The following is a 21022-nucleotide window of genomic DNA, read 5'->3' as shown; positions in this document are numbered from 1 at the left end:
ATGCAAAAATATTATTTTGAGGTCGTATGCCCTTTTTGTATAGAATTGTTTTAATATGGGTATACTTGCCAAGATAAGTTTAGTTAACCGAAAATGAGATCTTTTTGAAGACTCGTTTTCTTTTTGTCTTTCGAAATCATACACTATTTGTATGATTTTGCAAAGACCTAATATCGCTTTATTGAGGGGTGAATGAGTTGACAGGTCAACTAGTTCAGTACGGACAACACCGCCAGCGTAGAAGCTTTGCGCGTATTAAAGAGGTGCTTGAGCTTCCAAATCTGATTGAGATTCAAACGGCGTCTTACGAGTGGTTCCTTGAAGAAGGTTTACGTGAAATGTTCCGTGACATTTCGCCGATCGAGGACTTTACAGGCAATCTTTCATTAGAATTCATCGATTATTCATTAGGTGATCCTAAATATGATGTTGATGAGTGTAAAGAGCGAGATGTTACTTACGCAGCTCCATTACGTGTGAAAGTACGTCTTTACAACAAAGAAACAGACGAAGTGAAAGAACAGGATGTCTTCATGGGTGATTTCCCATTAATGACAGAAACGGGTACATTCATTATCAATGGTGCTGAACGTGTTATCGTTTCACAATTAGTTCGTTCACCAAGTGTGTATTTCCATGATAAAACGGATAAGAACGGTAAAAAAGGTTTTGGAGCTACAGTGATTCCAAACCGTGGTGCTTGGTTAGAGTATGAAACGGATGCAAAAGATGTGGTATATGTACGTATCGATCGTACTCGTAAACTACCAGTAACCGTATTACTTCGTGCATTAGGTTTTGGCTCAGACCAAGAAATTATCGATATTATCGGTGATAACGAGTATTTACGTAATACGTTAGAAAAAGATAACTCTGAAAGCACTGAAAAAGCACTTTTAGAAATCTACGAGCGTTTACGTCCAGGTGAACCACCAACAGTTGAAAGTGCGAAAAGTTTATTATACTCTCGTTTCTTTGACGCAAAACGCTATGATTTAGCGAATGTTGGACGCTACAAAATGAATAAAAAGCTTCATATTAAAAATCGTTTATTCAACCAAACGATTGCTGAAACGCTTGTAGACCCAGAAACAGGCGAAATTTTAGTAGAGAAAGGTACAGTGCTTGATCGCCGTACTTTAGATAAAATCCTACCTTACCTAGAAGATTCTTCGAAGGGTATTGGTTTCCGTACTTTATCACAAGTTGGTGGAGTACTTGAGGACGATGTAACAATCCAATCTATTAAAATTTATGCACCGAAAGATGAAGCACAAAAAGAAATTAATATCATTAGTAATGCCTATATTGATGAAGAAGTAAAAAATATCACTCCTGCTGACGTATTGTCTTCAGTAAGCTATTTCTTCAACTTGCTTTATCAAGTAGGTGCAACAGATGATATTGACCATTTAGGTAACCGTCGTCTACGTTCTGTAGGTGAGTTACTACAAAACCAGTTCCGTATTGGATTATCTCGTATGGAACGTGTAGTACGTGAACGTATGTCTATTAACGACACAGCGGCTATCGTACCACAACAATTAATTAATATTCGTCCAGTCATTGCGTCAATTAAAGAGTTCTTCGGAAGCTCTCAATTATCACAATTCATGGACCAAACAAACCCGTTAGCAGAGTTAACGCATAAACGCCGATTATCTGCATTAGGGCCTGGTGGTTTAACACGTGAGCGTGCTGGTTTCGAAGTACGTGACGTTCACTACTCTCACTATGGTCGTATGTGTCCAATCGAGACACCAGAGGGGCCAAACATTGGTTTAATCAACTCATTATCTTCTTTCGCTAAAGTAAATAAATTTGGTTTCATCGAAACGCCTTACCGTCGTATTGACCATGAAACAGGTCAAGTAACGGATCAAATTGATTATCTAACAGCTGATGAAGAAGATAACTACTACGTAGCACAAGCAAACTCACCATTAAATCCAGATGGTAGCTTTGCAAATGACGAAGTAGTAGGTCGTTTCCGCGGAGATAACACAGTATTTAATAAAGCTCAAATGGACTACATGGACGTATCTCCTAAACAAGTAGTTTCTGCAGCGACTGCGTGTATCCCATTCTTAGAAAACGATGACTCTAACCGTGCACTTATGGGTGCAAACATGCAACGTCAAGCAGTTCCACTTCTTAACCCAGAGGCACCATTCGTTGGTACGGGTATGGAACACGTGGATGCACGTGATTCAGGTGCAGCTGTAGTAGCGAAGTATGATGGTATTGTTGAGCATGTTGAAGCTCGCTCTATCCATGTTCGCCGCATTGAAGTTGTTGACGGCAAAGAGGTTAAAGGCGATTTAACAAAATATAAATTACAAAAATTCATTCGTTCAAACCAAGGTACTTCATATAACCAACGTCCGCTTGTAAAAGTAGGTGAACGTGTGAAGCCTCGCGATATTTTAGCAGATGGTCCATCAATGGAAAAAGGCGAATTAGCTCTTGGACGTAACGTACTTGTTGCATTCATGACTTGGAACGGCTTTAACTATGAGGATGCTGTTATTATGAGTGAGCGCCTTGTAAAAGACGATGTTTATACATCTGTTCATATTGAAGAATATGAATCAGAGTCTCGTGATACAAAACTTGGACCTGAAGAAATCACTCGTGATATTCCGAATGTCGGGGAAGATGCACTTCGTAACCTAGACGAACGTGGTATTATCCGTATTGGTGCGGAAGTACGTGACGGTGATATTCTTGTAGGGAAAGTAACGCCTAAAGGAGTTACAGAATTAACTGCTGAAGAGCGTTTATTACATGCTATTTTCGGTGAAAAAGCTCGTGAGGTTCGTGATACATCATTACGTGTCCCTCATGGTGCTGGCGGTATCATTCTGGATGTTAAAGTATTTAACCGTGAAGATGGCGATGAATTACCACCAGGTGTTAACCAATTAGTTCGTGCTTACATTGTTCAAAAACGTAAAATTCGCGTTGGGGACAAAATGGCCGGACGTCATGGTAACAAAGGGGTTATCTCTCGTATCTTGCCAGAAGAAGATATGCCGTTCATGCCAGATGGCACGCCTGTTGATATCATGTTAAATCCACTTGGTGTACCTTCTCGTATGAATATCGGACAAGTTTTAGAATTACACTTAGGTATGGCTTCTCGCTACCTAGGCGTCCACATGGCAACACCAGTATTTGATGGTGCGAATGAAGAAGATGTTTGGGAAACAATGGAAGAAGCAGGGATGAACCGTGACGGTAAAACTATCCTGTATGATGGCCGTTCTGGTGAACCATTTGATAACCGTGTATCTGTTGGTATCATGTATATGATCAAACTTGCTCACATGGTTGACGATAAACTTCACGCGCGTTCAACGGGTCCTTACTCACTTGTTACGCAGCAACCACTTGGTGGTAAAGCGCAATTTGGTGGACAACGTTTTGGTGAGATGGAAGTATGGGCACTTGAAGCATATGGTGCCGCTTATACACTTCAAGAAATCTTAACAGTTAAATCCGATGACGTTGTTGGTCGTGTGAAAACGTATGAAGCCATCGTTAAGGGTGAAAGTGTACCAGAGCCAGGGGTTCCTGAATCATTCAAAGTATTGATTAAAGAACTTCAATCTCTTGGTATGGACGTTAAGATGTTAACAGTTAATGATGAAGAAGTAGAGCTTCGTGATTTAGACGAAGAAGAAGATCTTCAACCAGCTGATGCACTTAACATCGCACCACAGCCAGATACTGAAGAAGAGCCAGTAGAGTCTTTTGAATAATGGAAACCAAAATTCACAATGGTGAAGAAGGTCAAACTTATTTTCAAATTAGCCGGGCAGGATTTAACGCCCTGCCTGGCTTTTTCTTTTAATAAATCATTCTATTTCTAATCCTTTGTCAAAGAGGAAATTCTTTGCAAACGATTATCGAGCTGCGTAAAAGAGTCTTTATAAAGACCTATACTAGAGGGAGGTAGGCTCCTTGATAGACGTTAATGAATTTGAATATATGAAAATCGGTTTAGCATCCCCTGACAAGATTCGCTCTTGGTCATATGGTGAGGTTAAAAAACCTGAAACAATTAACTACCGTACGTTAAAACCAGAAAAAGATGGTTTATTCTGTGAACGTATTTTTGGGCCAACTAAGGATTGGGAATGTCATTGTGGTAAGTATAAACGTGTCCGCTATAAAGGCGTAGTTTGTGACCGCTGTGGTGTTGAAGTAACGCGTGCTAAAGTTCGTCGTGAACGTATGGGTCATATAGAATTAGCTGCACCAGTTTCTCATATCTGGTACTTCAAAGGTATTCCTAGCCGTATGGGTCTAATTTTAGATATGTCACCGCGTGCACTTGAAGAAGTGATTTATTTCGCTTCATACGTTGTGATTGATGCTGGTGCTACAAATTTAGAAAGCAAACAATTACTTTCTGAAAAAGAGTACCGCGCATACCGTGAAAAGTTCGGAAATACATTCGAAGCTTCAATGGGTGCAGAAGCAATTAAAAAATTATTAGGCAAAATTGACCTAGAAGATGAAACTCATTCTTTAAAAGAGGAGTTAAAATCTGCACAAGGTCAAAGACGTACGCGTGCTATCAAACGTTTAGAAGTTGTTGAATCATTCCGTAACTCAGGTAACTCACCTGAATGGATGATTTTAGATGTACTACCTGTAATTCCACCCGAGCTTCGCCCAATGGTGCAATTAGATGGTGGACGTTTTGCAACTTCAGATTTAAACGATCTATACCGTCGTGTTATCAACCGTAATAACCGATTAAAACGTTTATTAGATTTAGGTGCTCCAAGCATCATCGTACAAAACGAAAAACGTATGTTACAAGAAGCTGTTGACGCATTAATTGATAATGGTCGTCGCGGACGCCCTGTAACAGGTCCTGGTAACCGTCCACTAAAATCACTTTCACATATGTTGAAAGGTAAACAAGGTCGTTTCCGTCAAAATCTACTTGGTAAACGTGTTGACTATTCCGGTCGTTCCGTTATCGTAGTAGGTCCAAACTTAAAAATGTACCAATGTGGTCTACCTAAAGAAATGGCTATTGAGTTATTCAAGCCTTTCGTTATGAAGGAATTAGTAGAACGTGGCCTAGCTCATAATATTAAATCTGCTAAGCGTAAAATCGAACGTTTAAACAACGACGTTTGGGACGTACTAGAAGATGTTATTCGTGAGCATCCAGTATTACTAAACCGTGCACCAACGCTACACCGTCTTGGTATTCAAGCATTTGAACCAACACTAGTAGAAGGTCGTGCTATTCGTCTTCACCCATTAGTATGTACAGCATATAACGCTGACTTCGATGGTGACCAAATGGCCGTTCACGTACCATTGTCTGCAGAAGCTCAAGCTGAGGCTCGTCTTCTAATGCTTGCTGCGCAAAACATTCTGAACCCTAAAGACGGTAAACCTGTTGTAACACCTTCACAAGATATGGTATTAGGAAACTACTACTTAACGCTTGAACGTGAAAGTGCACGTGGAGAAGGTACTATTTTCTACGGTCCAAACGAAGTATTAATCGCATATGATACAGGTCATGTGCATTTGCATACACGTATTGCTATTAAAGCTGGTTCGTTAAATAATCCAACCTTCACAGAGGAACAAAATAACATGTTCCTATTAACGACTGTTGGTAAAGTGATCTTTAACGAAATCTTGCCTGAATCATTCCCTTATATCAATGAGCCGACTGATTTTAACTTAGAGCAAGTAACACCAGAAAAATACTTTGTGAATTTAACAATTGACGAAGAAACACTAAAAGAGCTTGAATCAGATAGTGCTTATAATAGCCTTGATGAAAAAGGGAAAATTGATGCACAACGTACAGCTGTATTGCGCAAGCATTTTGAATCTGTACCAGTTGTAAATCCATTCCGTAAAAAGTTCTTAGGAAATATCATTGCTGAAGTATTTAAACGTTTCCACATTACTGAAACATCTAAAATGCTTGACCGCATGAAAAACCTAGGATTCAAATATTCAACTCGTGCCGGTATTACTGTTGGTGTATCTGATATCGTGGTATTACCTGACAAAGGTGAAATTTTAGCAGTAGCTCAAGAAAAGGTTGATAAAGTTCAAGCGCAATTCCGCCGTGGTTTCATCACAGAGGATGAACGTTATGACCGTGTTATCTCAAGCTGGAGTGCTGCGAAAGATGAAATCCAAGCCAAGCTGATGAAGTCTCTTGAGAAAACAAACCCAATCTTCATGATGTCTGACTCAGGTGCCCGTGGTAACGCATCTAACTTTACACAGTTAGCAGGTATGCGTGGTCTGATGGCCAACCCGGCTGGTCGTATCATCGAACTACCAATTAAATCTTCATTCCGTGAAGGTTTAACAGTATTAGAGTACTTCATCTCAACTCACGGTGCTCGTAAAGGTCTTGCCGATACAGCCCTAAAAACTGCCGATTCAGGTTACTTAACTCGTCGTCTTGTTGACGTTGCACAGGATGTTATTGTGCGCGAAGATGACTGTGGTACTGACCGTGGTTTAACAATTGGTGCATTAATGGAAGGCACAGAGCTAATCGAGGCTCTAGATGAGCGTATTGTTGGTCGTCATACGAAGAAAACAATCGTACATCCTGAAACTGGTGAAGTGATTCTAAATAAAGACGGTTTAATCGATCAAGATGTGGCTCGTGCAATTATCGAAGCTGGTATCGAAGAAGTGACTATCCGTTCAGCATTTACATGTAATACAAAACATGGCGTATGTAAAAAATGTTACGGCATGAACTTAGCAACAGGTGAAAAGGTTGAGGTTGGAGAGGCAGTTGGTATTATTGCCGCTCAATCAATCGGTGAACCAGGTACACAGTTAACAATGCGTACATTCCATACAGGTGGGGTTGCCGGGGACGATATTACACAAGGTCTTCCACGTATCCAGGAGATCTTTGAAGCACGTAATCCAAAAGGTCAATCTGTTATTTCAGAGATCGCAGGTACTGTTTCAGATATCACAGAAATCCGTGAAGGCTTAAAAGAAATTACGATTCAAGGTGACGTAGAAACTCGTAAGTACCAAGCGCCTTATAATGCACGTCTTAAAGTTATCGAAGGTGATAATGTGGAGCGTGGTCAAGTTTTAACAGAAGGTTCTATCGATCCAAAACAATTATTAAAAGTCAAAGACGTTTCAACTGTTCAAGAATATTTATTAAAAGAAGTTCAAAAAGTATACCGTATGCAAGGGGTAGAAATTGGAGATAAACATATCGAGGTAATGGTTCGCCAAATGCTTCGTAAAGTACGTGTAATTGAAGCTGGAGATACAGATTTATTACCAGGTTCATTACTAGATATCCACCAGTTCGCAGAGGCAAACGCAGATGCTGTTATGGATGGCAAAAACCCTGCAACTTGTCGTCCTGTAATCCTAGGTATTACAAAAGCTTCTCTTGAAACAGAATCATTCTTATCTGCAGCATCATTCCAAGAAACAACACGTGTGTTAACAGATGCAGCAATTAAGGGTAAACGTGACGAGCTTCTTGGATTAAAAGAGAACGTAATTATCGGTAAACTTGTTCCTGCAGGTACTGGTATGCAACGTTACCGTCAAATCCGCATCGAAAAAGATGAGCTTGACACAGAAGTCGTTTCTGCTGAATAGATAGTAAAAATAGCGCCGAAGAGATGGAATTCCACCGTCTCTTCGGACTTTTTAAAGATATTAGTTGACAGTATAAAATGGTAATGATAATATATTGAAGGTTGATAGTTAACTGTCTGTACTTCGGAGGATATGAAAATGTCTTATGATAAAGTAAAGGCTAGTCAAACAATCATAGGTACAAAGCAAGCAGTAAAAGCAATGCGAGCCGGTTCAGTGAAAGAACTCCTTGTGGCACTTGATGCAGACAATTGGGTAACCGATTTGGCCATATCTTTCGCGAGAGAAATCGGTATACCAGTTATTCTTGTTGAGTCCAAAAAGGAACTGGGCAAGGCCTGTGGAATCCATGTTGGAGCTGCGGTAGTTGCGATTACTGTAGAGTAGTTTTTGTGTGTTAAGCACAAAGACTTTGTTTTTACCCAAAAAATGAACCACCTGGATGTGTGGTATTAACAAGGAATAAATGAAGGGAGGAAATACCGATGCCTACAATTAACCAATTAGTACGTAAGCCTCGTCAATCTAAAATCACGAAATCAAAATCACCAGCGTTAAACAAAGGATATAACTCATTTAAAAAATCTTTAACTGATGTTAAGTCTCCTCAAAAACGCGGTGTTTGTACTCGTGTTGGTACAATGACACCTCGTAAACCAAACTCAGCGTTACGTAAATACGCTCGTGTACGTTTAACTAACCAAATTGAGGTTACAGCTTATATCCCAGGTGAAGGCCACAACTTACAAGAGCACAGCGTTGTTCTTATCCGTGGCGGACGCGTAAAAGACTTAGCGGGTGTTCGTTACCATATCGTACGTGGTGCTCTTGATACAGCTGGTGTAAACGGTCGTTTACAATCACGTTCTAAATACGGAACAAAACGCCCTAAAGAAAAAAAATAATTTAACGTTCAATAACGTTATTTAAAACTGAGCCTTATACTAAATGTCACAAATATCGAATCTTGCTAGCAGATTTGATATTTGATGGACGAATATAAAAGGCCAACTTATAAAATAATCGATATTTATTCGAAAGGAGGAAAACACATGCCTCGTAAAGGTCCTGTTTCCAAACGTGACGTGTTACCAGATCCAATTTATAGTTCAAAACTAGTAACTCGTTTAATCAATAAAATGATGGTTGATGGTAAAAGAGGTACTTCTCAAAAGATTTTATACGGTGCGTTCGAAATTGTTAAAGAACGTTCTGGTGAAAATCCAATTGAAGTATTCGAAGCTGCTCTAAATAACGTAATGCCAGTTCTTGAAGTACGCGCTCGCCGTGTTGGTGGTTCTAACTACCAAGTACCGGTTGAAGTACGTCCAGAACGTCGTACAACTTTAGGTCTTCGTTACCTAGTTAACTATGCTCGTCTTCGTGGTGAAAAAACTATGGAAGAACGTTTAGCTAACGAAATTCTTGATGCTTCTAACAACACTGGTGCATCAGTTAAGAAACGTGAAGATATGCACAAAATGGCAGAAGCGAACAAAGCATTCGCTCACTACCGCTGGTAATTTAACCTATGTGTTAGCAAATTGGCTAGCACAAGGTCTCTTATACAGTCTTTACCCCAATATGGAAGGAGAAATTTCCTATGAAACGCGAATTCTCACTTGAGAATACTCGTAATATTGGGATCATGGCTCACATTGATGCTGGTAAAACAACAACAACTGAGCGTATCCTTTATTACACTGGTAAGATTCACAAAATCGGTGAAACTCATGAAGGCGCTTCTCAAATGGACTGGATGGAGCAAGAGCAAGAACGTGGTATTACAATCACTTCTGCAGCAACAACAGCCCAATGGGCAGGCCATCGTGTAAACATCATCGATACTCCTGGACACGTAGACTTCACTGTAGAAGTAGAACGTTCATTACGCGTACTTGACGGTGCTGTAACAGTACTAGATGCTCAATCTGGTGTTGAGCCTCAAACTGAAACTGTATGGCGTCAAGCTACAACTTATGGTGTTCCACGTATTGTATTCATTAATAAAATGGATAAAACAGGAGCAGACTTCTTATATTCTGTAGGAACTCTACATGATCGTTTACAAGCAAACGCTCACCCTATTCAATTACCAATCGGAGCTGAAGATCAGTTCTCAGCAATCATTGACTTGGTTGAAATGAAAGCTACTTTCTATGGTGACGAAAAAGGTACAGCAGTAACTGAGGGAGAAATTCCTGAAGAATACCGCGCACAAGCTGAAGAGTACCGTGAAAAATTAATCGATGCTGTTGCAAGTGTTGATGAAGATATCATGGAAAAATATTTAGAAGGCGAAGAAATTACTGTTGCGGAACTTAAAGCGGCAATCCGTCGTGCTACAATCGCAGTAGAATTCTACCCAGTAATCTGTGGTACAGCGTTCAAACACAAAGGTGTACGCCCAATGTTAAATGCTGTTATCGATTACTTACCATCTCCAGTAGATGTACCAGCAATCAAAGGTACTTCTGTTGATGGTGACGAAGAGTTAGAACGTAAATCTTCTGATGATGAGCCATTCTCAGCTCTTGCATTCAAAGTTATGACTGACCCGTTCGTAGGTAAATTAACGTTCTTCCGTGTGTACTCTGGAACATTAGATTCAGGTTCATACGTACAAAACTCTTCTAAAGGTAAACGTGAGCGTGTAGGTCGTATCCTACAAATGCACGCTAACTCTCGTGAAGAGATTTCTAAAGTATTCGCTGGGGACATCGCAGCAGCAGTAGGTCTTAAAGATACTACTACTGGTGATACTCTTTGTGACGAGAAAAACCTAGTTATTCTTGAATCAATGGAATTCCCTGAGCCAGTAATTTCTCTTTCTGTAGAACCAAAATCAAAAGCTGACCAAGATAAAATGGGTCAAGCTTTACAAAAACTTCAAGAAGAGGATCCAACTTTCCGTGCTCATACTGACACAGAAACTGGACAAACAATCATCTCAGGTATGGGTGAACTTCACCTTGATATCTTAGTTGACCGTATGCGCCGTGAATTTAAAGTAGAAGCTAACGTAGGTGCTCCAATGGTATCTTACCGTGAAACATTCCGTAGCTCTGCAAAAGTTCAAGGTAAATTCACTCGCCAATCTGGTGGTCGTGGACAATATGGTGACGTAACGATTGAGTTCTCTCCAAATGAAGAAGGTAAAGGCTTTGAATTCGAAAACGCTATCGTTGGTGGTGTAATTCCTCGTGAATACATTCCTGCAGTTGAAGCAGGTCTTCGTGACTCTCTTGACCGCGGTGTAGTAGCTGGTTACCCTCTAATCGATATTAAAGCGAAATTAGTATTCGGTTCTTACCATGACGTTGACTCGAATGAGATGGCGTTCAAAATCGCTGCATCTATGGCTCTTAAAGAAGCATCTAAACAATGTGATGCTGTTATCTTAGAACCAATGATGAAAGTAGAAGTTGTAATTCCAGAAGAATACCTTGGTGATATCATGGGTAACATTACTTCTCGTCGCGGACGCGTTGAGGGTATGGATGCTCGCGGTAACTCACAAGTTGTTCGTGCTATGGTTCCTTTAGCAGAAATGTTTGGTTATGCAACGACTCTTCGTTCTGCAACGCAAGGTCGTGGTGTATTCTCAATGACATTTGATCATTATGAAGAAGTACCAAAATCAATTGCTGCTGAAATCATCAAAAAAAATAAAGGTGAATAATTGAATTTTCATCTTGCATAAAGTATAACTAATTTGTAAGCTATGATTGCAGGATAGGGGATGGGCCCGTTCTCTATCAGCATTCATTCTATAAATTTCAAAAATAAAACATATAATTTTGAGGAGGCAATCTCTAATGGCTAAAGAAAAATTTGACCGTTCTAAAACGCATGCTAACATTGGTACAATCGGACACGTTGACCATGGTAAAACTACTTTAACTGCTGCTATCGCTACAGTTCTTTCTAAAAAAATGGGTGGTACAGCTAAATCATACGCTGACATCGATAACGCTCCTGAAGAAAAAGAGCGTGGTATCACAATCAATACTTCTCACGTAGAATATGAAACAGAAACTCGTCACTATGCACACGTTGACTGCCCAGGACACGCTGACTATGTTAAAAACATGATCACTGGTGCTGCACAAATGGACGGCGGTATCTTAGTAGTATCTGCTGCTGATGGCCCAATGCCACAAACTCGTGAACACATCCTTTTATCTCGTCAAGTAGGTGTTCCATACTTAGTAGTATTCATGAACAAATGTGATATGGTTGATGACGAAGAATTATTAGAATTAGTAGAAATGGAAATCCGTGACCTACTATCTGAATATGACTTCCCAGGTGACGATATTCCTGTAATCAAAGGTTCTGCTCTTAAAGCTCTTGAAGGTGAACCAGAATGGGAAGAAAAAATCGTTGAATTAATGGACGCTGTAGATTCTTACATTCCAACTCCAGAACGTCAAACTGACAAACCATTCATGATGCCAGTAGAGGACGTATTCTCTATCACTGGTCGTGGTACAGTTGCAACTGGCCGTGTTGAACGTGGTCAAGTTAAAGTTGGTGACGTAGTTGAAATCATCGGTATCGCTGAAGAAGCTAAATCTACTACTGTAACTGGTGTAGAAATGTTCCGTAAATTATTAGACTATGCTGAAGCTGGTGACAACATCGGTGCATTACTTCGTGGTGTAGCTCGTGAAGAAATCCAACGTGGTCAAGTATTAGCTAAACCAGGTTCAATTACTCCACACACTAACTTCAAAGCTGAAGTTTATGTTTTATCAAAAGAAGAGGGTGGCCGTCATACTCCATTCTTCTCTAACTACCGTCCTCAGTTCTACTTCCGTACAACTGACGTAACAGGTATCTGTAACTTACCAGAAGGCGTTGAAATGGTAATGCCTGGTGATAACATCGAAATGACAGTTGAACTTATCGCTCCAATCGCTCTTGAAGAAGGTACTAAATTCTCTATCCGTGAGGGTGGCCGTACTGTAGGCGCTGGCGTAGTTGCTTCTATCCAAAAATAATTTTAGCTTTTGCTAATGTTCAAACCAATCTGTAGGGACGCTTACAGATTGGTTTTTTATGTCATCTAGGTAAACTATTTAAGTGGAAAGGGATTTGAATATGGAGATGAAAATTTTACTGATTGAAGATGATCCATCGATATATAGTATGATTGAAGAACGTTTTGCACAATGGTCATTACAAGTTGTAGGACCCAAAAATTTTCAAAAGGTGATGGATGACTTTGTAGAAGTAAAGCCACATCTTGTACTAATCGATATTCAATTGCCAGCCTATGATGGCTTTCATTGGTGTCGAGAAATTCGTCATCTATCCAATGTGCCAATCCTTTTTCTATCTTCTCGAGATCATCCAATGGATATGGTGATGGCAATGCAAATGGGGGCAGATGATTTTATACAGAAACCCTTTCATATGGAAGTATTGCTCGCTAAAGCACAGGCTATTTTACGAAGAACCTATGACTATGTTGAAGCGAAAATGGATGTTACACGATTTAATGATGCTGTTATTGATTATGCAAGGAGTGAAATTATTTGTGATGGAGCTATAGCTTCTTTAACAAAAAATGAACTCTTTATTTTGCGCATTTTAGTGGAACAGGCTAATCATATCGTTTCAAGAGATGAACTAATGAGAAAACTGTGGGATGATGAACGTTTTGTAAACGATAATACGTTATCGGTGAATGTTAACAGGTTACGTGCAAAGCTAGAGGATATTGGCTTACATGAAGTGATTCTAACAAAAAAGGGACTTGGATATATAGCAGTAACTCAAGGGACGTGAACTATATTGTTACTATTGTTTATAAGAGAGCGCTTTGCATGGATAGGGTTTTTTACATTTATGATGATACTGTTAAACGTGCTATTTTCTTTAGATGTTGGTCTAAATAGTGTTTCTATTTGGTATGTAAATGTAAGTATGCTTGTTAGTTTCATACTCTTCTTCTTATGGCGTTTCTTCCTCGAAGTTGGGAAATTAAATGATTTCCTGGGAAATATGGATAGCCACCTTGATGAAGCCCATAGAAGTAGCTTATCTTTGTCACCTTTTCAAGAAGTTAGCTTTCGAAAAATGGAGGATGTCTTTCATGAAAAGAATATGGAATTAAATCAGGCCAAAGTACAGCTGCAAGAGTATTCAGATGAGTTGCTGGCATGGGTTCATGAAGTAAAAGGGCCTTTAACCACCATTAATTTAATGTTAGACCATGTGGAGGATTTATCAACACGTCGAAAATTAGAAAAAGAATGGTTGAGACTCCATCTGTTAGTCGATCAACAGCTACACCAAACACGACTTACTTCTATAGAAAAGGACAATTATTTAACTGAGATTGAGCTAAAACCAGTTGTTAATAAAGAGATTCGAGCTATGCAAGCCTGGTGTATAGAAAAGGGAATCGGTTTTGAAGTAGATGAACTGCCTGAAAAGGTTATGACAGATGGAAAATGGCTATCGTTTATTGTACGACAAATTCTCTCTAACGCCATAAAATATAGTTCAGCCAATTCAGAGGTAGCGATTTTTACTGAACTTGACCCAACAGGTGCTACATTATTACATATTAAAGATGTGGGCATTGGGATACCTTCGGAGGATTTACCTAGGATTTTTCAAAAATCGTATACAGGAAACGTGGGGCGGGAGTCAAGTCAATCTACAGGTATGGGTCTTTATCTAGCATATAATGTAGCAAAAAAAATAGGTATCCGTATAAATGTACAATCGACTGTAGGAGAGGGTTCATTATTTACGCTACGGTTCCCATTACAAAATGAATATGTCAAACTAACAGGTAGATGACGAAATTGTCACCTACCTTTTTATATTGTCATCTAAAACGCACGAATGAATAGATGCGACAGGGTACACTGAGAATATAGAAAGGGGCGTTTATAAGTGACAGTGTTAATTGGTCGTAAAATAAAAAAAGTTTATGGAAAGAAATCTACGGCTCAGGAAGTATTAAAGGGCATTGATTTGGAAGTGAGTAAGGGTGAATTCGTAGGTATTATGGGACCTTCTGGATCAGGTAAAACAACACTTTTAAATGTCTTATGTTCAATCGATTTTGCAACAGAAGGAGTAATAGAAATAAATGGTCATAATTTACGGGGAATGAAGGAAAAGGCTTTGGCCAATTTCCGTAGAGAGCAGTTAGGTTTCATATTCCAGGATTATAATTTACTAGATACATTAACCGTAAAGGAAAATATTCTTCTCCCCTTAGCGATCAGTAATCTACCCAAGACAGTTGCTGAAAGTCGTGTAAAGGAGCTAACATCCTTACTAGGCATATCAGAAATTTTAAATAAATATCCCAATGAAATATCCGGGGGACAAAAACAACGTACATCTGCTGCGCGTGCACTGATTACAAATCCATCATTAGTATTTGCAGATGAGCCTACAGGTGCATTAGATTCTAAATCAGCTACAGCTTTGCTCCAAAATCTCCAAAATATTAATGAGACAAAAGAAGCGACAATAATGATGGTGACGCATGATGCAGTAGCTGCAAGTTTCTGCACACGTGTTTTATTTCTAAAGGATGGACTTATTTATAGTGAGCTTTATAAAGGGGATAAAACAAGACAGGCTTTTTTCCAGGAAATCATGCATACGCAAAGTGTGCTAGGCGGTGATGGTTATGAGTCTAAGTAAGTTAGTATTAAGAAGCATGAAGAAAAATATGAAGCACTACTATTTATACTTCTTCGCCCTTATTTTTAGCGTTACTTTATATTTTTCCTTTGTAACATTACAAAATAACTCTGCAGTATGGGATGCTGTTCAGATGAGTGGAACGGCTACTGCTGGATTTAAAGCAGCCACTTATATTTTATATTTTATCGTTTTGTTCTTCGTCTTGTACGCCAATCATTTATTTATGAAGCGTCGTAGTAAAGAGATAGGCTTGTACCAATTGATTGGTATGACCAAGGAATTAATTGTACGCTTATTAGCGATCGAAAGCATTCTATTATTTGTTGGAGCTGTTATTTTAGGTATGCTGGCCGGTTTCTTTAGTTCACGTGTATTTGCAATGATACTATTGCGTGTACTTGAGAAAGAAGCTCTTGTAACCATGACATTTAGTACGCAGGCATTACAGCAATCCATAATTGTATTTACTATACTTTTGATGATTGTCCTTGTACAAATGGCCTGGATGATCCATCGTGTTTCTTTACTATCACTATTTACCGCTGCTAAACAAGCAGATGAACGTGTAAGACGTTTTAGTGCCTTACAAATGATGATTGGCTTTATGGGGTTAGTTTTAATTGTTTATGGTTACTATGCTTCAACAAAGCTATTTGATATTGAATCAGCCGGAAACTTATTTATTAATATGATCATTATTCTAGTTACTACAATTGGTGGAACATTTCTTGTCTTTCGTTTTTCTGTAGCATTTATTATGAATACGATTCGCTTAAAGAAAAAAGGACATCTTTCCATCCATGATGTTTTAGCATTAACACCTATCATGCATCGGATGAAGAGCAACGCTAAGTCATTAACGCTCATAACCGTATTAACGGGTGTCTCTCTAGGTGTGACGACTTTATCTTATATCTCCTACTATTCTTCAGAAGCATCTGCATATAGCCAAGTACCGGGTGATTTTATCTTGCTAGAAGAGCAGGGAATGTCTTTCTTAAATGAATTAGAGAAAAATAACATAGCGTATGAAAGGGTAGATTATCGTTTGCAAGGAGTAACAGCCTCTGTAGGACAACTCATGTCTAAAAAACAGCAGGATAATCCTCTATATAGTATGGAAGGAACCATCTATACAATTCCACTTTCTGATTATAAGCAGAGTGTGCCTGAAGCCTCGATATCAGGAAATGATGTGATTTTAACAAACTATGGTGGGTATATGGCTGAGATGTTCCCATTAGAGAAAGATCGTGATGTAGTAGTATCTGCAGGAGAACTCGAAGAGACTTTTCATGTTGTGGATGTACACGATAAAAGTATTATAAGTGGTATCGTTACAGCTGGAGGTGGTGGGCCCATCTTTGTTGTAACAGATGATATGTTTAAAAGTCTAGCTACACAATCAGAGCATTACCCTTGGCATCGACAGTCTTCTATTACTATAAATTCAAAAGAAAACTTAGTGGTGGCAGAGAAATTATATTTACAGACAAATGCTGGGGTCATTACAACTAAAGATTATGAGGGTAAAACAGAGCAGTATAATCAATCCTCTTATGAAGAGAAGCGTAAAGATAATATTGAATCATTGGGTCTTACTATATTTACAACTGCATTTTTAGGATTAGCTTTCTTAATGACAACTGGTAGCATTCTGTACTTCAAACAAATGTCTGAGGCAGAGGAAGAGCGTGGCTCCTATACAATCCTCAGAAAGATTGGCTTTGCAGAAAGAGATATTATGAGAGGCATTTATATGAAACAAGCCTTTAATTTTGGAGTTCCATTAATTATTGGATTATTGCATAGCTACTTTGCTGTTAAATCAGGATGGTTTTTATTTGGAACAGAGTTAACAGCACCCTTGTGGATTGCGATGTGCTGTTATATAGCATTGTATACAATTTTTGCTCTACTATCGGTAGGCTACTATAAAAAAGTCGTTCGAGAATCATTGTAACAATTAAATAAGTAGGAACCCAAAAGCAGTGTGATGAGTAATAGATCATACTGTTTTTTTATTGCCTTAACTGATGAAAACCCTTGACTTTCAATTATCAGAATAATAATGTTTAACATGTTAGTAATTTAGCGTATGAAAGTGAGTGTAACGATGAATGCAGTAATAGTGGCGGTAGCCGTTATGTTAATATTAAGCTTACTCCGCATCAATGTCGTCCTATCTTTAGTGTTAGGGGCGTTTGTAGGTGGCCTTACAAGCGGTATGAGCATTGAAGCAACAGTAGAATCATTTACAGAAGGGTTAGGGGCAGGTGCAACGATTGCATTAAGTTATGGCCTACTTGGCGGCTTTGCCATCGCCATTGCCAAAACCGGGATACCTGAATTGATGATTACAGGGATGTTAAACATATTAAATAGTGAAAGTAATCGCAAAGGTTTAGTGAAGGTTTTAATTTTTTTCCTTATTTTTTTGATGTCAATTTTATCACAGAATGTCATACCTATTCATATCGCTTTTATTCCACTATTGATTCCTCCTGTTTTAAAAATTTTAAATTTATTAGAGGTCGATCGACGTCAAGTGGCAACCTTAATAGCAGTAGGCTTAATAGGTACTTATAGCTTTGTACCAGCTGGCTTTGGGGCAATCTTTCAAGATATCGTTGCTACACAAGTATCAGAGGCTGGGATGGTAGTATCTTCACGTGATGTACCTGTAGCAATGGCGATTCCAGTGCTAGGTATGCTGATAGGATTAATTACAGCCTTTATTGTATATCGCAAGCCAAGACATTATAAAAATAATGAAATAGAGGCTGATTCTCTCCATGTTAATGTCAGCAAAGTTGTGATGTTTTCCACAGCTCTTGCACTAATCGTATCGTTATGTGCTCAAGTGTTTACAGATTCGATGATAGTAGGTTCTTTTGCAGGTATTATGATCATGTATTTTACAGGTGCATTGAAATGGAAAGAAGCTGATGACATTCTTTCTGAAGGAATGAAGATGATGGCCTTTATAGGCTTTGTCATGATTGCCGCTAATGGCTTTGCTGCGGTCATTAATGCTACTGGACATGTGGATAGCTTAATTACAAGCTCTATATCTATTTTAAAAGGAAACAGAAGTTTAGCGGTATTTATTATGTTAGTCATAGGGTTAGTTGTGACAATGGGAATCGGTTCTTCCTTTGCAACAGTGCCGATAATCGCTACGTTATTTGTTCCTCTCGCACAGGGGTTAGGAATGAGTCCTTTAGCAATCCTTTGTCTAATAGGAACGGCAGGTGCATTAGGTGATGCAGGATCTCCAGCTTCAGATTCTACGCTAGGACCGACAGCAGGTTTGAATGTAGACGGACAACATCACCATATTTGGGACACCTGTGTGCCCACTTTTATTTTTATTAACATTCCATTAATTCTATTTGGTTGGATTGCATGTGTGTTCTTTCTATAAAGAAGAAAGGAAGCTACTATTTAAAAAGACTTCAAAGTTATTTGAAATGTTCGATATTGTTGCATGGAAACCTTAGGTGTTGCAATATGTATGAAAATTTTATATACTAATAAACGGCTTAATAAAGCGAAGTAATAGTAGTACTAAGAATATCTGCAACATTTAAAAGAATTTAGCGAAAAGACTTGCTTATTCTTTTTTTATTGTATATAATGTTGAATGTTGGTCTTTGACTGCGATGAAGCGAGAGGTTGCCGACACACCCGGCCGCTTTGCCATGGCGGTGTGTGGGAAAATTTTCGTGGAGAATGTCTAGAAAATAGGCGAGAAGGAGGGAAAATAATGGCAAAACAAAAGATTCGTATTCGTTTAAAAGCGTATGATCACCGTATTTTAGATCAATCTGCTGAGAAAATTGTGGAAACTGCAAAACGTTCAGGTGCAAGTGTATCAGGTCCGATTCCACTTCCAACTGAGAAGTCTGTGTACACAATTCTTCGTGCGGTTCACAAGTACAAAGATTCTCGTGAACAATTCGAAATGCGTACGCATAAACGTCTGATCGATATCGTTAACCCGACACCACAAACTGTTGATGCGTTAATGAAACTTGATTTACCATCTGGCGTTGATATCGAAATCAAACTTTAATGGTAAAAACAATATAACTTTTTAAAACTTACAGGAGGTGTGACAAATGGCTAAAGGAATCTTAGGTAGAAAAATTGGTATGACACAAGTTTTCGCTGAAAACGGCGATCTAATCCCGGTAACAGTTATCGAAGCTACTCCAAACGTAGTACTTCAAAAGAAAACTGTTGAAACAGATGGCTACGAAGCAATCCAAGTTGGTTTCGAAGATAAGCGCGTTAAGCTTTCTAACAAACCACAACAAGGTCACGTAGCAAAAGCGAACACTGCTCCTAAGCGCTTCATTCGTGAATTCCGCAACGTGAACGTGGAAGAGTACGAAGTTGGTCAAGAAGTCAAAGTAGAAATTTTCGCAGAAGGCGATGTAATCGATGTAACAGGTGTTACTAAGGGTAAAGGTTTCCAAGGTGTAATTAAACGCCACGGACAATCTCGTGGTCCTATGGCCCACGGTTCTCGTTACCACCGTCGTCCTGGTTCAATGGGTCCAGTTGCTCCGAACCGCGTATTCAAACAAAAGAAATTACCTGGTCAAATGGGTGGCAATGTAGTTACAATCCAAAACTTAGAAATCGTGAAAGTTGATACAGATCGTAACTTACTACTTGTTAAAGGTAATGTTCCTGGTTCTAAAAAAGCTCTAGTTACAGTAAAAACTGCAATTAAAGCTAAGTAATCACTTAAGGAAAGGAGGAAACAGGAATGACAAAAGTATCTGTACTTAGTCAAACAGGTGCTTCAGTTGGTGAAATCGAATTAAACGATGCGATCTTCGGAATCGAGCCAAATGAAGCAGTATTATTCGACGCAGTAGTAGCTCAACGTGCTTCTCTACGTCAAGGTAATCACAAGGTTAAAAACCGTTCTGAAGTTGCTGGTGGTGGTCGTAAGCCATGGCGTCAAAAAGGAACTGGTCGTGCTCGTCAAGGTTCTATCCGTTCTCCACAATGGCGCGGCGGTGGTATCGTATTCGGTCCTACTCCACGTAGCTATTCTTATAAATTACCTAAAAAAGTTCGTCGTTTAGCTCTTAAATCTGCTTTATCAGCTAAAGTAGTAGAACAAAACTTCTTAGTTCTTGATGCTCTAACTCTAGCAGCACCAAAAACAAAAGAATTCACAAAAATCCTTAAAGATCTTTCTTTAGAGAAAAAATCTTTATTCGTAACTGCTGACCTAGATGAAAACGTAGCATTATCTGCTCGTAACATCCCTGGTGTAACAGTTTTAACTGCAAATGGAATCAACGTTCTTGATCTTTTAGGTCATGAAAAAGTTGTATTCACTAAATCTGCAGTAGAAAAAGTTGAGGAGGTGCTTGGATAATGGAAGCACGTGATATTTTAAAACGTCCGGTCATTACTGAGCGTTCTTCAGAACTTATGGCAGAGAAAAAGTATACTTTCGAAGTAGACACTCGCGCTAACAAAACTCAAGTAAAAGACGCTGTAGAAGAAATCTTTGGTGTAAAAGTTGAGAAAGTAAACGTTCTTAACTACAAAGGTAAATTCAAGCGTGTTGGCCGTTACGGTGGTTACACTAACAAACGTCGTAAAGCGATTGTTAAATTAACTGCTGATAGCAAAGAAATTGAATTATTCGAAATGTAAT

16 protein-coding genes are annotated in these 21022 nt (G+C 39.0%); all 16 read left to right on the top strand.

Annotated features, from left to right (window positions below):
- The first annotated feature begins 188 nt into the window (after window positions 1-188).
- The 16 genes from rpoB (at window position 189) to rplW (ending at window position 21021) form a co-directional block, all read left to right on the top strand.
- Window positions 189-3764 (top strand): DNA-directed RNA polymerase subunit beta, encoded by a 3576-nt coding sequence (gene rpoB, locus A2J09_RS18145; protein ID WP_012296077.1) that lies wholly within the window; start codon window positions 189-191, stop codon window positions 3762-3764.
- A 202-nt stretch (window positions 3765-3966) separates the two neighbouring features.
- Window positions 3967-7650: a DNA-directed RNA polymerase subunit beta' gene (gene rpoC, locus A2J09_RS18140; protein ID WP_031416724.1), complete on the top strand. Its 3684-nt coding sequence runs from the start codon at window positions 3967-3969 to the stop codon at window positions 7648-7650.
- A gap of 138 nt (window positions 7651-7788) precedes the next feature.
- Window positions 7789-8037: a ribosomal L7Ae/L30e/S12e/Gadd45 family protein gene (locus A2J09_RS18135; RefSeq protein ID WP_036162447.1), complete on the top strand. Its 249-nt coding sequence runs from the start codon at window positions 7789-7791 to the stop codon at window positions 8035-8037.
- Between the two features lie 98 nt (window positions 8038-8135).
- Window positions 8136-8555: a 30S ribosomal protein S12 gene (gene rpsL, locus A2J09_RS18130; RefSeq protein ID WP_010860613.1), complete on the top strand. Its 420-nt coding sequence runs from the start codon at window positions 8136-8138 to the stop codon at window positions 8553-8555.
- A gap of 147 nt (window positions 8556-8702) precedes the next feature.
- Window positions 8703-9173 carry a 30S ribosomal protein S7 gene (rpsG, locus tag A2J09_RS18125; protein ID WP_025116448.1) on the top strand — a complete coding sequence of 157 codons (471 nt, stop codon included), beginning with the start codon at window positions 8703-8705 and terminating at the stop codon, window positions 9171-9173.
- Window positions 9174-9253: 80 nt separating this feature from the next.
- Window positions 9254-11332 carry an elongation factor G gene (gene fusA, locus A2J09_RS18120; RefSeq protein WP_012296073.1) on the top strand — a complete coding sequence of 693 codons (2079 nt, stop codon included), beginning with the start codon at window positions 9254-9256 and terminating at the stop codon, window positions 11330-11332.
- Between the two features lie 136 nt (window positions 11333-11468).
- On the top strand, window positions 11469-12656 hold the full coding sequence (tuf, locus tag A2J09_RS18115) for an elongation factor Tu (RefSeq protein ID WP_004233614.1): 1188 nt from the start codon (window positions 11469-11471) through the stop codon (window positions 12654-12656).
- Window positions 12657-12756: 100 nt separating this feature from the next.
- Entirely contained in the window at window positions 12757-13446 is a 690-nt protein-coding gene (locus A2J09_RS18110) for a response regulator transcription factor (RefSeq protein ID WP_080695232.1), read from the top strand.
- Between the two features lie 60 nt (window positions 13447-13506).
- The gene (locus tag A2J09_RS18105; RefSeq protein WP_227256948.1) at window positions 13507-14469 is read left to right on the top strand and encodes a sensor histidine kinase; all 963 of its coding nucleotides are present in this window, start codon (window positions 13507-13509) and stop codon (window positions 14467-14469) included.
- Between the two features lie 96 nt (window positions 14470-14565).
- Window positions 14566-15330, top strand: coding sequence for an ABC transporter ATP-binding protein (locus A2J09_RS18100; protein WP_012296070.1), 765 nt, complete (start codon window positions 14566-14568; stop codon window positions 15328-15330).
- Entirely contained in the window at window positions 15317-17296 is a 1980-nt protein-coding gene (locus A2J09_RS18095; RefSeq protein ID WP_036162446.1) for an FtsX-like permease family protein, read from the top strand. The genes A2J09_RS18100 and A2J09_RS18095 overlap by 14 nt, the downstream gene beginning before the upstream one ends.
- A gap of 153 nt (window positions 17297-17449) precedes the next feature.
- Window positions 17450-18760, top strand: coding sequence for a Na+/H+ antiporter family protein (locus tag A2J09_RS18090; protein ID WP_031416718.1), 1311 nt, complete (start codon window positions 17450-17452; stop codon window positions 18758-18760).
- Between the two features lie 342 nt (window positions 18761-19102).
- Window positions 19103-19411, top strand: a complete 309-nt coding sequence (gene rpsJ / locus A2J09_RS18085) for a 30S ribosomal protein S10 (RefSeq protein WP_004233624.1) — start codon at window positions 19103-19105, stop codon at window positions 19409-19411.
- Window positions 19412-19457: 46 nt separating this feature from the next.
- Window positions 19458-20087: a 50S ribosomal protein L3 gene (gene rplC / locus A2J09_RS18080; protein ID WP_031416717.1), complete on the top strand. Its 630-nt coding sequence runs from the start codon at window positions 19458-19460 to the stop codon at window positions 20085-20087.
- A 26-nt stretch (window positions 20088-20113) separates the two neighbouring features.
- Window positions 20114-20737 carry a 50S ribosomal protein L4 gene (gene rplD / locus A2J09_RS18075; protein ID WP_012296062.1) on the top strand — a complete coding sequence of 208 codons (624 nt, stop codon included), beginning with the start codon at window positions 20114-20116 and terminating at the stop codon, window positions 20735-20737.
- The gene (gene rplW, locus A2J09_RS18070) at window positions 20737-21021 is read left to right on the top strand and encodes a 50S ribosomal protein L23 (RefSeq protein WP_004233628.1); all 285 of its coding nucleotides are present in this window, start codon (window positions 20737-20739) and stop codon (window positions 21019-21021) included. The genes rplD and rplW overlap by 1 nt, the downstream gene beginning before the upstream one ends.
- Window position 21022: the final 1 nt, after the last annotated feature.

The sequence above is a fragment of the Lysinibacillus sphaericus genome (assembly GCF_001629735.1).
Taxonomy (GTDB): domain Bacteria; phylum Bacillota; class Bacilli; order Bacillales_A; family Planococcaceae; genus Lysinibacillus; species Lysinibacillus pinottii.
This window is presented reverse-complemented; position numbering and strand designations above follow the sequence as displayed.

Coding starts and splice junctions, on each gene's coding strand:
- A2J09_RS18135 (WP_036162447.1), top strand. CDS start 7,789: ATGTCTTATGATAAAGTAAAGGCTAGTCAAACAATCATAGGTACAAAG.
- rpsL (WP_010860613.1), top strand. CDS start 8,136: ATGCCTACAATTAACCAATTAGTACGTAAGCCTCGTCAATCTAAAATC.
- rpsG (WP_025116448.1), top strand. CDS start 8,703: ATGCCTCGTAAAGGTCCTGTTTCCAAACGTGACGTGTTACCAGATCCA.
- fusA (WP_012296073.1), top strand. CDS start 9,254: ATGAAACGCGAATTCTCACTTGAGAATACTCGTAATATTGGGATCATG.
- tuf (WP_004233614.1), top strand. CDS start 11,469: ATGGCTAAAGAAAAATTTGACCGTTCTAAAACGCATGCTAACATTGGT.
- A2J09_RS18110 (WP_080695232.1), top strand. CDS start 12,757: ATGGAGATGAAAATTTTACTGATTGAAGATGATCCATCGATATATAGT.
- A2J09_RS18105 (WP_227256948.1), top strand. CDS start 13,507: ATGATGATACTGTTAAACGTGCTATTTTCTTTAGATGTTGGTCTAAAT.
- A2J09_RS18095 (WP_036162446.1), top strand. CDS start 15,317: ATGAGTCTAAGTAAGTTAGTATTAAGAAGCATGAAGAAAAATATGAAG.
- A2J09_RS18090 (WP_031416718.1), top strand. CDS start 17,450: ATGAATGCAGTAATAGTGGCGGTAGCCGTTATGTTAATATTAAGCTTA.
- rpsJ (WP_004233624.1), top strand. CDS start 19,103: ATGGCAAAACAAAAGATTCGTATTCGTTTAAAAGCGTATGATCACCGT.
- rplC (WP_031416717.1), top strand. CDS start 19,458: ATGGCTAAAGGAATCTTAGGTAGAAAAATTGGTATGACACAAGTTTTC.
- rplD (WP_012296062.1), top strand. CDS start 20,114: ATGACAAAAGTATCTGTACTTAGTCAAACAGGTGCTTCAGTTGGTGAA.
- rplW (WP_004233628.1), top strand. CDS start 20,737: ATGGAAGCACGTGATATTTTAAAACGTCCGGTCATTACTGAGCGTTCT.